Origin of the sequence: Aquisphaera insulae (genome assembly GCF_011064615.1) — a bacterium.
GTDB lineage: Bacteria > Planctomycetota > Planctomycetia > Isosphaerales > Isosphaeraceae > Aquisphaera > Aquisphaera insulae.
The window spans coordinates 12542-28423 of record NZ_JAALJH010000102.1; the positions used below are offsets into that span (position 1 = coordinate 12542).

At 69.3% G+C, this 15882-nt stretch carries 10 protein-coding genes; 7 read left to right on the top strand and 3 right to left on the bottom strand.

Going from position 1 to position 15882, the window contains the following annotated elements:
* Positions 1-15 precede the first annotated feature (15 nt).
* Positions 16-2124: a PPC domain-containing protein gene (locus G6O54_RS31930; protein ID WP_165233177.1), complete on the top strand. Its 2109-nt coding sequence runs from the start codon at positions 16-18 to the stop codon at positions 2122-2124.
* Between the two features lie 14 nt (positions 2125-2138).
* Here the strand turns inward: G6O54_RS31930 and G6O54_RS31935 are convergent, their stop codons facing one another.
* A complete protein-coding gene (locus G6O54_RS31935) occupies positions 2139-5411 on the bottom strand; it encodes a hypothetical protein (protein ID WP_165233180.1) in 3273 nt (1090 codons plus the stop codon).
* A gap of 123 nt (positions 5412-5534) precedes the next feature.
* Entirely contained in the window at positions 5535-7535 is a 2001-nt protein-coding gene (gene ftsH, locus G6O54_RS31940) for an ATP-dependent zinc metalloprotease FtsH (protein ID WP_165233183.1), read from the bottom strand.
* A gap of 243 nt (positions 7536-7778) precedes the next feature.
* On the opposite strand from ftsH, the gene rsmG reads away from it, so the two are divergent.
* Positions 7779-9239, top strand: a complete 1461-nt coding sequence (gene rsmG / locus G6O54_RS31945) for a 16S rRNA (guanine(527)-N(7))-methyltransferase RsmG (protein ID WP_250847187.1) — start codon at positions 7779-7781, stop codon at positions 9237-9239.
* Positions 9240-9256: 17 nt separating this feature from the next.
* On the opposite strand, the gene G6O54_RS31950 is transcribed toward rsmG, so the two are convergent.
* Complete coding sequence (locus G6O54_RS31950) at positions 9257-9775, bottom strand: MogA/MoaB family molybdenum cofactor biosynthesis protein (protein WP_165233190.1); 519 nt, start codon at positions 9773-9775, stop codon at positions 9257-9259.
* 146 nt (positions 9776-9921) lie between these two features.
* On the opposite strand from G6O54_RS31950, the gene G6O54_RS31955 reads away from it, so the two are divergent.
* From G6O54_RS31955 to G6O54_RS31975, 5 genes are all read left to right on the top strand, one after another.
* A complete protein-coding gene (locus G6O54_RS31955) occupies positions 9922-11295 on the top strand; it encodes a HEAT repeat domain-containing protein (RefSeq protein ID WP_165233193.1) in 1374 nt (457 codons plus the stop codon).
* A 50-nt stretch (positions 11296-11345) separates the two neighbouring features.
* Positions 11346-12323, top strand: a complete 978-nt coding sequence (locus tag G6O54_RS31960) for a uracil-DNA glycosylase (RefSeq protein ID WP_250847188.1) — start codon at positions 11346-11348, stop codon at positions 12321-12323.
* A gap of 25 nt (positions 12324-12348) precedes the next feature.
* Positions 12349-14280, top strand: coding sequence for an ATP-binding protein (locus tag G6O54_RS31965; RefSeq protein WP_165233209.1), 1932 nt, complete (start codon positions 12349-12351; stop codon positions 14278-14280).
* Between the two features lie 145 nt (positions 14281-14425).
* A complete protein-coding gene (locus G6O54_RS31970) occupies positions 14426-14884 on the top strand; it encodes a BlaI/MecI/CopY family transcriptional regulator (RefSeq protein WP_165233211.1) in 459 nt (152 codons plus the stop codon).
* On the top strand, positions 14848-15882 hold a 1035-nt coding region (locus G6O54_RS31975), incomplete at its 3' end, for a M56 family metallopeptidase (protein ID WP_165233214.1). The genes G6O54_RS31970 and G6O54_RS31975, both read left to right, overlap by 37 nt.

Consider the following 15882-nt stretch of genomic DNA (forward strand, 5'->3'; position numbering starts at 1 on the left):
AGGGGGAACGTTCCGATGAGGATAGCTCGGTATTCCGGTGTGATCATCCAGTTCCTCCGGCCCTCGTCCGCCGGGTTGGTGGCGGCGGTCGTCGTCTGCCTGGCCGTCGCCCCCTCGGCGCGGTCCCAGCCCCCTGCCCCGCTCATCGACCACGTCTACCCGGCCGGCGGCGCCCGGGGGTCCACCTTCGAGGTGACGGTAACCGGCACCAACCTGCAAGGGGCCACGGCGGTCCGGATTGGCGGCCCGGACGTGGCCACCGCGGTGATCGCCTCGAGCGTGAAGCCGGACACCGTCCGGGCCGCCGTGACGCTCGCACCCGACGCGCCGCTCGGCGTCCACGACATCCGGATCGCCACGCCCGGCGGTGTCTCCAATCGCTATCGATTCGTCGTCGGCGACCTGCCCGAGGTGGTCGAGACCGAGCCCAATAATGAGCTCGCTCAGGCCCAGAACCTCGCGGCGCTCCCGGTCGTGCTCAACGGCCACCTGATCCTGAACGGGGCGGATTCGGACCGCGACCTCTACCGCTTCAGGGCGACGGCCGGGCAGAACCTGGTCTTCCGGATGCAAGGGCGGTCGCTCCTGCCGTACATCCCGGACGCCGTCCCCGGCTGGCTCGACGGCCGGCTCGCCGTGCTCGACGCGGCCGGCAATGAGCTGGCCGCGCTCGACGATTACAACCTCGGCCCCGACCCGGTGCTTGTCTTCCCCGTCCCTCGCGACGGCGAGTACCTGATCGAGGTCCGCGACGTCCTCTTCCGCGGCCGGCCGGCCTTCGTGTACCGCGTCGCGGCCGGCGTGCTGCCCCATGTCGACTGGTTCACCCCGCTCGGCGGACGCCGGGGCACCGAGACGACCGTGGAGCTGCACGGCGTCAACCTGCCGGCCAGCTCGCTGAAGCTCGGGACCAGCGATCCCGCGGCGAGCTTCCTCTCGATCGCCTTCAATCAGAAATTGCCGGCGGCCGGGTCGGCGTCGAACGTCCTCCCGTTCGCGATCGGGGCCGACCCCGAGGTCTTCGAGGCGGAGCCGAACAACGAGCCCGGCAAGGCCCAGAAGGTGGCGATTCCCGTTGCGATCAACGCGCGGATCGACCACGACGGCGACCAGGATTTCTATCGGTTCACGGCGACGAAGGGGCAGGTCGTCTCGATCGAGACCCAGGCCCGCCGCCTCGGCTCGCCCGTGGACACGATGATGTACCTGACCAACGCCGCCGGGGGCGAGCTCGCCCGCAACGACGAGTGGGTCGATCCCGATCCGGTCCAGGCCCTGCAGACGCACCACGCCGACTCCCGGATCGTCTTCACGCTGCCCGATGCGGGCGACTACGTGGTCCGGATCAAGAACCTCCAGCCGGGCGGCGGCGAGACGTTCGCCTACCGCCTCCTGATCGGCCCGCCGCGGCCCGACTTCCGGCTCCTGGTCACGCCCGACAATCCCCGCCTCACCCGCGGCGACACGGCGATCCTCACCGTGAAGGCCCTTCGCCTGGACTGGTTCGGCGGCGAGATCGCGTTGCGAGCGAGTGGCTTGCCCGCGGGCTTCGCGGCGAGCACGGCGGTCATTCCGGCCGGACAGGACACCGCCCGGCTGACCATCACGGCGCCGATGACGGGAGCTCCGTCCCTGGTCGCGCCGACCGTCTCCGGCACGGGCAAGGTCGGCCCGGCGGACGTCACCCGCGATGCGCACGGCAACGAGAACATCATGCAGGCCTTCAGCTACCGGCATGACGTGCCGACCGAGGAGATTGTCGCGGCCGTCCTCGAGCCTCATCTCCTGACGCTCGGGACCGGCCAGCCGCCCGACAAGATCCTCGAGGCGCCCCAGGGGAAGGAGGTCCCCGTGGTCGTCCGCGCCGAGCGCCACGGCGGGGCGAAGGGCCCGGTGCAGATCACCCTGGATGGTCCCCCCGCGGGGATCACCCTGAAGACCTCGCCGACCGTGATCCCGCCCGACAAGGCCGAGGCGACTGCCATCCTCGTGGTCGCGCCGACGGCCCCGGTCGGGCCGCCGCAGACGGTGATCCTGTCGGGTTCGATGAATGCCGGTGCCGAGACCGCGACCCGGTTCGCGCCGGCGGTGTCGATCCGGGTCCTGCCGGCGCCCAAGAAATAGGCACGTGCCTTCCGTCAGAAGCGTGCGACGATCTCGAGCTCCCCGTCCATCCCGCTGACGTCCACGTCCTGCTTGCCGGCGTCGAACGCGGCGTGAGGACGTCCGTTGACGGTCACGTTCTTGATCGGGCGATTCTCGGGGTGGCGGAATCGGACGAGGACCTTCGGCGGCCTTGCGTTCAGCCTGAGCCGGACGCGGGCGGTCAGGATGTCCTCGCCGCCGGCCCGGGGCACGTACCGGACGCTGACCTCGCCCCAACGGGTATGAGCCCTGTCCAGGCCGATCGGCTCCGGTTGGCCGAGCCAGGCCCGAGGGATCGCGCGGCCGAGGTAGAGGCCGTCTCGGGGACCATACACGAACAGGTTGCGGAGCCACATCACGGCGTTCGCTTCGTCGCTCGTCTTCGGGTGCGCGGTGTTGGAGTAGCCGAGGACCGGGAACGGGTGCTCGACCATCGCGTTGATCTCCTCGCGATAGCAGGAGAGCCAGGCGTTGAAGAACGTCCAGAGGTAGACCTCGGGCTCGTCGCGGTCCAGGTAGGGGATCAGGGTGGCCAGGAGATTGGGCTGGATCGAGATGCCCCCCCGGCTGAACGCCTCGCTCTCCTCGTCGACGATCGCGTAGCCATAGGGCGGCGACAGGAAGCGATTGTCCTCGAAGTCGTCGAGGATCCATCCCGCCTCGCGGCTTTTCGAGTCGTAGAGGCCGGAGAGGATGAGGTAGAGAGAGCCCTCGAGCGTCTCGCGGATCCAGCCGACCGCACGGCCCCGGCTGTAGAGGTAGCTCGGATAATACGGCACCCACCGACCGTCGCGGAGGCGGACGAGCGGGCAATGGGTCCGCATGGTCTCGAAACCGCGGCGCAGATCCGCCCCGAACGCATCAGCCTCCCGGCGGACCCGGGCGGATTCCGGATGTCCGAAGGCCTCCAGCGTCCGTGCGGCCGAATCCACGCCGCGCCAGATCATGGTGTTCGTCGTCAGCCAGTAGCGGAACTCCTGGACGTCCTCGACCGCCCCGGCCGGCAGGAACCCGCGTTCCCAACCCCGAGAGGAGGGGGCGTCGCGCATCGTCTCCTTCCGCTGGCGGAAGACCCAGTCGGCCGCGGCGATCATGGCCGGCGCGGCGTGCTCGAACCAGGATTTGTCGCGGGTGTACAGCGCATGCTCGGCGAGCCGCCAGAGGATCCAGCCGTGGTTCTGGTTGTACGAGCCCAGGGCCTCGAAGCCCCCCGCGCCGTGGAGGACGCCCCGGTGATCGGTGAACCGGCCGACGAGCCCGACGGTCCCCTGATACTTGATCCAGACCTCGAGCCGCTTCCGCGCCTCGTCCCCCAGGCCGCGGCCGTCGAGCTCCTCGTTGATCATGCAGGACTCGTTGGCGAAATTGCTGTAGGTCGAGGTCCCGACGGACGTGTTGATCAGATCCGGTGCGCCCGGCATGGCCGGATCGCTGATCTGGACGTGAGACAGATGCGAGCGGTGGAGCGCATCGAGCTGCGGGACGGGCGTGCGAATCTCCGCCCCGCGGCGATCCTCGCCCCGCCAGAAGCCGGCCAGGGCGGCCCGAAGGCCGTCGAAATCGAGCCCCCCGAGCGCGTCCCTCTCCGCCGGGCTCTCGGCGGCGAGGAACGGGATCTTGAGGATCAAGTCGCATTCCTCGCCGGCCGCCAGCTCGCGGCGGAAAGTCAGGCCGTGGGCGTCCGCCTCGCCGGTCATCGTCGTCTCCACACGGGCCCGGACCACCGGATGCCCTTGCCCGTTTCCCTGGATCCAGCCGCCGTCAAGGCTCAACGGCTCGCGAGGCGATCGCGGCACGGTCCAGTCGTCCACCGGACTCCGAGGGCCCCGATCGGCGCCGTAGATGGCGGGCGATCGACCGCTCTGAAGTGCATACGCGATCGGCAAGGTCGCGACGCGAGGCCGGTCGCCCGCGTTCCGGAAATGGAAGCGCGCGAGGCAAACGAGGTCCCGATCGCCGGTCATCGGTCCGTCCGTCACGCGGCCGTCCAGGGGTGCGGCGAGGCTCACCTGCTCGATTTCGACGTCGTCCTTGCGGGCGCGAAGCCGCGACGCGAGCGACGGCGCGGGATCGGTCCCGCGGCCCTGGAGGATCCAGCCTTCCAGGCCGAAGAAGAACCGACCGTGGCCCCCACCCTCGCCATTGGCCGCGGAATAGCGCGCGGTGTCGGCGGCAGGGAGCTGGCGGATGGTGGTGGCGTCGAGCGTGATGTCGCCGTTGGGGTCCTGCCAGAACCGCTGACGAGCATTCTTGAAGCCGAGGCTCCAGGCCGCCGCATGGGGACGAGGCTGCCCCAGGAAGGCACTCGCGTAGCTCTGCTCGGGCTGCTCCCGCACGCGGGCGGCCACGGTCTTCCAGCCCTCGCGGTCCCGCCGCTTTGCGTAATCGTCGAAGGTCGTCGGGGCGCTCTCCTCGGTGATGAAGATGCCCTCCTCCGCATACCAGATCGGCCCCTGGGCCTTCAGGCTGGGGACCGAGATCGTGAACGCTTCACGGCCGAGGTCGATCCGGACATGGCCGTCATCCCCGCTGTAGCGGAAGCTCGGCGTCATGTGCGCGACCTCCAGCGTGAAGGCCGGGGCGTCGCCGCTCCGGCGGATCGCCGCACCCTCCTGCCGGCAGCCCCTCACGGCCTTCGCGGCGGTCACGACGGCGTTGTAGCCCTCGAAGCGGATGGCATCGGCGTTCGTCGGCGATCCGGCGTCGAGCACGACGCGGAGCGTGGTCGTCGCGGGGGCCGATCGCGTGAAGACGCGGACCCGGCGGATCGAGGCGTGGTCGATCCCCTCGAGGCGAAGCCCGACCGTCCGGCGGAAGGTCACGTCGTAGCCGGACTCCTCCGGGATCTCTCGCGAGAGTGGCAGGAACTCGATCCGCAGGCGGCGGCCGTCCTGGCGAATGCCGCGGACGCCGGCGCGGCGCCACTGGACGTTGTACCAGTCGTCCACGCCGGTCCAGCCGAACGTGCAGGGCTGGGCCATGTCGCGGGCCCGCTCCAGTTTCGTCCGGGGCCAGGTGTCGCCCAGGTAGGACAGGCCGATCGCGCCCGGGAGCGTTTTCGGCAGGTCGGATTCGAGATCCGCCTCGACCGCGACGACGTCCCGAGGCTCCTCGAAGCGGACCTCACCTTTCGACGGCGAGCCCGGCAGCGCGAACGGGGCGATGTCGAAGGGCGGCGGCCCGTCTCCGGCCATGGCCGGCATGGCCAGCACGAGTGCCGCGACGAGACATCGACAGGTACGGCCAATCGCATACGTTGCGTTCATGAGGCGTTCTCCCGGCCCTCGCGTCATGACAGGGCGGGGCCATCGCCAGGATAGCCGCTCTGCGAGCGCGAAGGCAGGAGGCCGGGGTTCCAGGAGGCCGTTCAGCCGATCGCCCCTGCGCGCTTACAGCGGCGGGGTATCGACCGTGGCGACGGCCGGGCCGTCGTGGGCGTGGGAGACGGCGGGCTCCTCGTTCGCGCCGGCACGCTTGCCGATGAGGTTGGTGATCTCCGCCTCGGAGAGGACCTCTCGCTCGATGAGAGATTCCGTCAGGCGTTCCAGATCGTCGCGGTGCGTTTGCAGCAAGTTCAAGGCGTGGTCGTCCGCCTCGCGGAGGATGCGGCCGACCTCCTCGTCGATGATCTGCTGCATGTGCTCGGAATGGTCGCGCGGCTCCGCCATCTCGCGGCCGAGGAACGGATGTTCGGAGCTGGTCCGGAACGAGACCGGGCCCACCCGCTCGCTCATCCCCCACTGGGTGACCATCTTGCGGACCAGGCGGGTGGCCTGGTCCAGGTCCTGGGCGGCGCCGGTGCTCAGGTCGTCGTAGATCAGGCGCTCGGCGGCGCGGCCGCCCATCAGGGTGTAGAGCTTGGCCTTGATCTGGCTCTCGCTGTAGCTGACCCGGTCTTCCTCGGGCATGAACTGGGTTACGCCGAGGGCCCGGCCGCGGGGGATGATCGTGACCTTGTGGACGGCATCGGCCCTGGGCGTGAGCCAACCGACGAGCGCGTGGCCGACCTCGTGGTAGGCCGTCGCCCGCTTGTCCTTGTCGGTGATGACCTCCTCCCGCTTGGCGCCGAGGATCACCTTGTCCAGGGCGGCCTCCAGGTCGGACGAATCGACGGCCTGCTTGTCCTCGCGGGTGGCCAGCAGGGCGGCCTCGTTGACCAGGTTGGCGAGGTCCGCGCCGCTCATCCCCACCGTGTTCCGCGCGATCCGGTCCAGGTCCACGTCGGCGGCGAGGGGCTTGTTGCGGCAATGAACCTTGAGGATCTCGAGCCGGCCCTTCTTGGTGGGCAGGTCCACGGTGACGTGGCGATCGAAGCGGCCCGGGCGGAGCAAGGCCGGATCCAGCACGTCCGGCCGATTGGTCGCGGCCAGGACGATGACGCTCTCGCTCGGCGAGAAGCCGTCCATCTCCGTGAGGATCTGGTTGAGGGTCTGCTCCCGCTCGTCGTGGCCGCCGCCGAGCCCGGCGCCTCGGATCCGGCCGACGGCGTCGATCTCATCGATGAAGAGGATGCACGGGCTGTTCTCGCGGGCCGTCTTGAACATGTCGCGGACCCGGCTGGCGCCGACGCCCACGAACATCTGGATGAACTCGGACCCGGAGATCGAGTAGAACGGCACGCCCGCCTCGCCGGCGACGGCACGCCCGAGCAGCGTCTTGCCCGTCCCCGGCGGGCCGATCAGCAACACCCCCTTGGGGATCCGGCCGCCAAGCTTCTGGTATTTCTCCGGATTCTTGAGGAACTCGACGATCTCCTGGAGCTCCCCCTTGGCGTTCTCCAGGCCGGCGACTTCCTCGAAGGTCGTACGCTGCTTCGACTTGTCGTGCCGCTTGGCGGAGCTCTTGACGAAGCTGCCGAGGATCCCGCCGTCGAATTGGTCGCGGGCCCGGCGCATCATCAGGTAGAAGATGGCGAGGATGAGGAACGTCGGCAGCAGGAACATGATCCAGAGGAGGCCGTTGGCCCCGTTGACCGGGCTGGCCTCGATCCCGACCGGACCGTCCTTGTCCTTGCCGAAGCTCCGCAGCTTGGTCACGGCCGCGTCGAGCGACTGGTCGGTCGGGCAGTAGGTCCGGAACCGGGTCACGTCGACGCTGCTCGCCGCCGGCGTGCTCTGATAGGGCCGCTTCTCGCGGAGCTCGCCGAGGATCTCGTTGGCCTGGATCGTGATGCGCTTGACGTTGTTGCTCTCGACCTGGTCCAGGAACCACGGGTTATAATCCACCGTGGTTTCCGGCTTCGGCACGAAGAAGATGAAGATGATCGCGAAGGCGCCGATCAGGAGGAGCCAGAGCCAGGGCGGGGTCTGAGACGCCGCGGCGCTGTTGGGCTTTCGTCCGTTGGGAAGGGGCCGGCGCGGGGGGTCCTGCTGCGGCGGTCGATTCTCCATGCGATCTTACTCGATTCCCGAACGACAGGAGGGTCTGGATCAACGAAGTCAGGTCTCGTCTCGCGGCCGCCTCGTCGCCCGACGTCCGCCGCATTGGGAATTGTAGCCAAGATCCGCCGGAAATTCAGGGGGGTAGGCGTCGCGGCTGCCTGCCGGGCTCCCTGAGAGCGCATGCATCCGAGCAGGGCGACGAGGGCGGGACGGAGCCCGCCGCGGGCCCGTCGCAAGCAGAGGGGAGTCGTCGTGAGACCGGGACGAGAGTCGCTGGAGAAGATCCTCAGGAGTTGTGGCATCCACCTGGACCGGACGCAGCTCGACCTGCTCTGGACCTATCACGGGATGCTCCGCGAGGCCAACGCGCGGCTCAACCTGACGCGCATCCACAACTTCGAGAACATGGTCCTGAAGCACTACGCGGACAGCCTGCTGGTCCTGAAATTCGTCGATCTCCCCTCCCCCCTGATCGACATGGGCTCGGGGCCGGGGCTCCCGGGGATCCCCCTGAAGATCGCCAGCCCATCGACTCGAATGATCCTGGCCGAGCCTCGCGGGGCGCGGGCGTCCTTCCTGGGAGAAGTCTGCCATCGGCTGGGCCTGGACGGGGCCGACGTCTATCCCAACAAGCTGGGCTCGAACTATCCCGGCACGGTCCAGGGCGTCATCAGCCGGGCCGTCGCGGAGATCCCCGAGACCCTGGACCGGGTGGCGGCCTGCCTCGCCCCGGGGGGCCGGATGATCTTCATGAAGGGGCCGGAATGCGACGACGAGATCGCCCAGGCCGCGCGGGAACACGGCGCGTTCTTCAGGCTGGAAGCCGATCACGCCTACGAGATCCCCGGCACCACGCACCGCCGTCGGCTCGTCGTCTACGAGCGCCTGGAGGGCGAGGCGCCGGCCCGCCGATCGGAGCGGGAGCCGGAGCGTGCCTTCGCGGGCCAGGTCCGCGACGTCAGCAGCGAGTCCAACGCGAGCTTCCGGCTCCTCCGCGACCTCCTGTCCGGCCGGGGGATCCGCAAGCACGGGCAGGCGATCGTGGCGGGAACCCGGATCATCGACGAGGTCCTCGCAAGGTATCCCGGTCGGGCCATCGGCTGGATCACCGCCGAAGGGGGGCCGCCACCGGCCGAGCAGGCCGCGGACGTGACCTGGTATCGCCTCGCCCCGCCGCTCTTCCGGGAAATCGACGTGGCGGGCACGAATTCCCCGCTCCTGCTCGTCGAGGCCCCGCCCCTCCCGCAATGGTCCGACGCGGACGAATGGCCGGAGGGATGCACGCTCTTCGTCCCCTTCCAGGACCCGGAGAACGTCGGCGCGGTGATTCGGTCGGCCGCCGCCTTCGGAGTATCCCGGGTTGTCCTGCTTCGCGAGTCGGCCCATCCGTTCCATCCTCGCAGCAGCCGCGCGGCCGGCACGGGGCTCTTCCAGGTGCCCCTGCTCCAGGGTCCTTCCATCCGTGAGCTTGCGACGGCCGAGGCCCCGCTGATCGCGCTCGACACGAACGGTCCGGAGCTGTCCGAGGAGCCCTGGCCGTCGCGGTTCGGCCTGGTGGTGGGGCTGGAAGGCCCGGGGTTGCCGGACCATCTCCGCGACGGTCCGCGGCGGCGGATCGCCATCCGGCCCGACGTCGAGTCGCTCAACGCCGCGACCGCCGCCGCCGTGGCGCTCCACGCGATCGCGACCGGGCGCGGGTTGGGGGCCGAATAAGCCGGCCCGCGGACGCGTCAACTCTTTCGGGCCTCGCGGACCAGGTGGGGGAGCTCCGGGAGGATGATCCTCGTCATCGCCAGCTCGACCGCCGCCCGCGAGCCCGGCATGACCAGGATCGGGACGCGGCCGATGAGCCCGCCGACGGCCCGGCTGAGCATGCAGGCCGGGCCGATCTGGGCATGGCTGAGCATCCGAAAGAGCTCCCCGTAGCCCGGCAGATGGCGCGTCAGGAGGCCCGAGACGGTTTCGTAGGTGCGATCACGCGGGCTGATGCCCGTCCCGCCGGTGACGAGGATCGCGTGCACGGCGTCGGACGCGGACGCGGCCCAGCCCTCCAGGAGGGGGGTCATGCGGTCGGGCTCGTCGGGGACGATGGCCCGATCCGCGATGCGGTGCCCGGCCGCCTCTGAGAGTGACACGATCAGGGCCCCCGAGGTGTCCGTCTCGACGGTCCGGGTGTCCGAGACGGTCAGCACCGCGATGTCGAGCACCCCGGGGGCGTCGCGACGATGCTCCGCGACCGACTGGCTCATGACAGGGCCTCTCGCGCACGTTCGATTGAAGACGTCTGGCCGATGCTCGTACAATAATCGGCGAGGCCGGACGCGGGTAGGACGCTCTCGATCAGAAAGGCCAATCCACCATGCGGCGAGATCTCGGCGTCGGGCGATTGCGTGGGATGGGGCTCGCCGTCCTGATCGGCCTCGTGGCCGCCCGGGGAGGACGTGCCCGCGCCGACACCATCGTGCTGCGAGGCAGCGGGGAGCTCCAGGGCAAGGTGCTGAAGGACCCGAAGGATCCGCTCCACGTCCGCGTGCTCCTCATGAAGGGGCGACGGCCACTCCAGTTCGACGCGAATCAGATCCTCGACGTGATCCCACGCCCGAGCCCCCTGGACGAGTACGTGACCCGGTCCGCCCGGCCGCGTGCCGGCGCCCGGGAAGAGTACGACCTGTCTCTCTGGTGCGCCGGGCAACACCTCGATGACCTGGCCGCCGTCCACTGCGAGGCGGCGCTGGGCCTGGACCCGAACTTCGAGCCGGCCCACAAGACGCTCGGCCACGTGCTCCACGAGGGGAAATGGCTCACGGCCGACGAGGTGCGCGTGGCGCGAGGTCTGGTGAAGTATCACGGCAAGTGGGTCAGCGAGGAAGAGAAGGAGAAGCTCGAGGCGAAGGCCCAGCTCGGCTCGACCCAGGCGGCCTGGCTGCGGCGGATCAAGCTCCTCCGGCAGGCGATATTGAACGGCACGCCGGACCGCCGCCGCGAGGCCGAGAACGAGGTGATGAAGATCCAGGACAGGGAAGCCCTCCAGCCGCTGGTGAAGGTGCTGGCCAACGACGAAACGTCCCTGCGGATCCTCCTGGCCCATGCCCTGGGCAAGATGGAGGGGAAGGAGGCGTCTCAGGCGCTCGTCAAGCTCATCCTCGCGGAGGCCGACGGCGACGTACGCGGGACGATCCTTGGGGAGTTGACGCGGCGCGAGCGAGCGCCCGTCGTGGCCCAGCTCGTCAAGGCCCTCCGATCCGAGGACGTCAGGGTCGTGAACCGGGCCGCCTGGACGCTGGCCGGCCTGGACGCCGTCTCCGCCGTGCCGCAGCTCGCCGCGGCCCTCGTGACCACGGTGGATCGCGTGGTCATGCCCGGCGAGGGAGAATCCTCGGGCTTTTCCACGACCACGGCGACGGCCGTCGGTCCCTCCCCCGCGCTGATCGGCATGACGAGCAGTCATCTCGCCTACCTGACGCCACCGGCCATGGCGCCGGGGGCCGTCGCCTACGGCGCCTACTCGGTCCCCTTCTTCAGCCCGGCCCAGCTCCTGAACAACAATCCGCTCGGCGTCCCGATGAGCGTCGGGGTCGGCGGGGGATATTCCGGCCGGGGCCCGATCCCTCGCATCGTCACCGACTCGTACCAGAACACCGAGGTCCTCGCCGCCTTGACCAGGCTCACCGGCCAGGACTTTGGCTACGATGCCGGCGCCTGGCGGCGCTGGATCAAGGCGTCCTTCAATCCCCATCCCAGGCCGGCCAGGCAGGTTGACCAGCCCTGAGGCCACGGGACGTCTCTCGAAACCAAAGCGCCTGACGACGAGGTCCCTCCGTGCAGAGCGATCCCGAGCATCTGAGCGACGCCGACGCGGCCGACGCGGTCCGCATCATGGTCAAGGAAGTGAGGCAGCGGCTCGAGTCGTTGCTGCGAGCCGGCGTGAAAGAGGTCCCGTTCGCCCCTGTCTTCGCGCGGCGGGCCCCCGGGGCGCGGACGGCATCCGGCCCCGACGCGGCCGGATTCGCCGCGGAAGGGGACCCCGGAACCATCCTCCCGGCCGCTCCCTCGAGCCCGGCGCCCGCAATCCCGCAGCCCACCGTCGCCCCGCGCCCCGAGGGCCGGCCTGCGCCGGCCAGGCCCGCGGCGCCGGCGGCGGCGACCGCCCCCGCGGCTTCTTTCTTCCAGGAGTCCGGGTTCGATTCTCCGGCCCTGGCGGCGGCGGAGCGGCTGGTCGTCCTCAAGGACCTGGCCGAGGAGGCCGCCGGCTGCCGCAAGTGCCCGGAGCTCGTGGCCTACCGGACCCGGACCGTCTTCGCCGACGGCGACCCGAACGCCCGCCTCATGTTCATCGGCGAGGCCCCCGGCGCCGACGAGGACCGCACCGGCCGGCCCTTCGTCGGCAAGGCGGGGCAATTGCTCACCGACATGATCACCAAGGGGATGGGGCTGAAGCGGGACGAGGTCTACATCGCCAATATCCTCAAGTGTCGGCCGCCCGAGAATCGCCCGCCCCAACCCGAGGAATCCGCCAACTGCATCCACTTCCTGGAGCGGCAGATCGAGGTCGTCCGGCCGGAGTTCCTCTGCCTCCTGGGCCGCACCGCCGCCGTCGGCGTGCTGAAGACGGGGCTGAGCATGGGCCGGCTCCGAGGCAAGTGGTATCGTTATCGAGGGATACCGACGATCGCCACATACCATCCCTCGTACCTCCTGCGGACACCGTCCGCCAAGAAGGAGGCGTGGGAGGACCTCCAGCTCCTGATGACGGCCATGGGCCTCCGCATCCCGCCCCGCAAGAAGGACCAGGACTGAGCCGCGGAGGATCGAGACCCAGGTCATGGACATGCCACAACGGCTCTCCAACCAGACGCGGATCATGATCCTGCTGGGGGCGATCGTCGTCATCGTCGGGGTCATCGCCACCACGGCCGTGCGGACCACGCTCCGGATGATCCGGGACCGGGACGGCGTGTCTCGCTCGCACGCCACGCTCGCGGAGATCCAGGAGGCGCTCACGATCCTCGACGACGCGGAGGACCGTCAGCGGGGCTACCTGCTCACCGCCGACGACAACCTCCTGGGGCCGTACGAAGAGAGCGTGGCGCACTTCCTCAAGAAGCTGGATGCCCTCCGCGGCCTGATGGCCGGCGATGAGGAGCAGCAGCGGCGGATCGGCCGCCTCGCCCTCTCCGCCCAGGCCAAATTCGCGGCCATGAGGACGCTCATCGATACCCGCCGCCTGCTGGGGCCCAATCAGGTCCCCGACGCGACGGCCGCCGAGGTGCGGATGAACTCGCAGGACGAGCCCCGCGCGATCCTCGGTGCCATGATCGAGGCGGAGCGCAACGTCCTCCAGGCCCGGATCGAGCGGGCGCGATCCAGCGACGTCTGGGCGATCGTCGTCTTCGCCGCGCTCCTCGGCTCCTTCCTCATCTGCCTGCTGACCTTCTTCTGGCTGATCTGGAGGAGCCTGGCCCGCCAGGCCGAGTACGCCCACCAGCTCCGCAGGAGCCGCGAGCAGTTCGCCCTGGCCGTCCGCGGCTCCAATGACGGCCTCTGGGACTGGGACATCGAGAATGACAGCGTCTTCTTCTCCTCTCGCTGGAAGGCGCAGCTCGGCTACCAGGATAACGAGATCGGGCCGAGCTTCTCGGAGTTCGAGTCGCGAATCCACCACGAGGACCACGACCGGGTCATGATGGCCGTGAAGCAGTACCTGGGCGGCCGGCTCCGGGGCTTCTCCGAGGAGTTCCGGATGCGGACCAAGGACGGGGCCTACCGCTGGATCCTGGCGCGGGCCGTGGTCCTCCGCGACTCCCACGGCAACCCCTTCCGGATGGCCGGCTCGAACACGGACACGACCGAACGGAAGGAGTTCGAGAGCAAGCTCGCGGAGCAGAATCGGCTGCTCGAGACCGCCATGAAGACCGAGCGGGAGACGAACGAGGCCCTCAAGAGGGCCCAGGCCCTGATGGTCGAGAACGAGAAGATGGCCGGCCTGGGCGCCATGGTCGCCGGGGTCGCCCACGAGATCAACAACCCCCTGGCCTTCATCACCAACAACGTGGCGATCCTCCACCGCGACTTCGCCGAGATCGTCCAGATCCTCAAGCTCCACGAGGAGGCCGGCCCCCTCATCGAGCGAGAGGCCCCCCGCACCGCCCGGATGATCGCCGAGCTCCGCCAGGCGGTGGCCCTCGACGAGACGCTGACGACCTTGCCGGACCTCCTCGAGCGGACGAGCCAGGGGCTGAAGCGGATCCGGCGGATCGTCAACGACCTCCGCCTCTTCGCCCGCCTCGACGAGGGGGACGTCAACGAGGCCGACCTCAACGCGGGCATCCAGTCCACCGCGACGATCATCCAGGGCCATGCCCGCGAGAAGGACGTCCGCCTCGACTTGCAGCTCGCCCCCCTGCCCCGCGTGACCTGCCACGCAGCCCGGATCAACCAGGTGGTCATGAACCTGATGTCCAACGCCATCGACGCCTGCTCCCTCGGCGGCGAGGTGACCGTCCGCACCGGCGCCGACGATGGCCACGTCCAGATCGAGATCATCGACAACGGCAGGGGGATCAGCCCCGAGATCCGCCCGCGGATCTTCGACCCGTTCTTCACCACCAAGCCGATCGGCAAGGGGACCGGCCTGGGCCTCTCCATCAGCTACGGCATCGTCCGCGACCACGACGGCACCATCGACGTCGACTCCACCCCCGGCAAGGGCTCCCGCTTCATCGTCCGCCTGCCGGTCCGCCCGCCGTCGACGTAGGTTGGATTCATGAACCCGCCTGCCCCCGGTGGCCTGGGAGATGCTCTTCCTATCTACGGTTTTTCCCGTTGACAACTACGGCAAAAACCGTAGACTCCACCTCGTGGTTTGCGAGGCACCGTCTGCTGACTGGGAGTCCACGGCGATGGCACGTCCGAAGGCCGAGCATCCGACGCCCGGCGAGCTCGAGGTCCTGAAGGTCCTCTGGGAGCGGGATACCCCGGGGACGGTCCGGGACGTAATGGACGTCCTCCATGCGAGGCAGGACGCGCCGCGCGCTTACACCTCGGTCATGAGCCTGATGAACGTCATGGCGGAGAAGGGCCTGTTGCGGCGGTCACCCCACGGGCGGGCCTTCCTGTACGAGCCGGCGGCGCCCCGCGATCGGACGCTCCGCTCGCTGCTGGGGGAGACGTTCGAGCGAGCCTACGAGGGCTCGGCCAGCCTGCTCGTCTCCCACTTGCTGGACCAGTCCGCGCCGTCGGCCGAGGAGCTCGACCGGATCCGATCGCTCCTTGATGCGTATGAGACCCGATCGAAGGAGAAGGCCCAGGAGGGGGGTGGCCGGTGCAAGCGACCGCGATCGAAGCGTTCCTCGGACTGAGCGGCCAGTTGGTCTGGCTTGCCCTGCTGCACGCGACCTGGCTCGGTTTGCTCGCGGCGGCCATCGTGGCCATCGCCTTCGAGGCCCGGCCTCGACGCTCACATCGGGCTCGGCACGACGCGAGCCTCGTCGCGTTGATTGTGGTGGTCCTCGGTGCGCCGGCCGTCGCCATCTTCCAGCAGGCCGTCAGCCCGCGGCGAGAGGACGAGACTGCTGTCTCATCCATCCAACAGGTCTGGTTCATTGCAGAGGATCAACCCGCGCTTGCGGGCGCCATTCCCCGCCAGCAAGTGGACACTTCTTCGAGACCGCAACTTCTCGAGGCCTCCTCGATGGTCGAACGAGCCGCCGATGCGGCGAAGATGGCCGGGCCGTTCGTGCTGGCGTGCTGGACTGTCTGCGTCCTGAGCCTTGCGATCCTCCTGGCGATCGCGATGGCGTCGACACGGCGGCTGCGGCGATCCTCTCGACCCGCGGATGCCCAAGTCCTGGCGAGCATGACGAGGCTCTGCCGCCTTCTCAGGCTCGGCTCTCCTCCGTTGGTCCGCGTCCATCCGAGGATCTCCGAGCCCTGTCTGTGTGGCGTGATTCGGCCCGTCATCCTGGTCCCTCGTCGATGGCTTGCCACGGCCGCCCCGGAAGCGATCGATGCCGTACTCGCCCACGAGCTGGCCCACGCCCGCCGGGCGGACCACGTCGTCAACCTCTGCCAGCGCCTGGTCGAGATGCTGCTCTTCTTCCATCCGGCCATCCGCTGGCTCTCGCGGTCGCTCCGCCGCCATCGGGAATTCTGCACCGATGCTCTGGCCGTCCGGCTGACAGGCAATCCTTTGGCCCTGGCCAGAGCGATGGAGTCCATCGCTCGGCTCCGGCCGGTTCGTCCGACGGTACGCCCATTCGGTGCGTCGCTCGGTTGTGAAGGCTCGTCTCTCTACCCCCGAATTCAGGAGCTGATTGGCATGATGCCCGCCCGACCTCGCCGACGTCTCTGGCCCTTC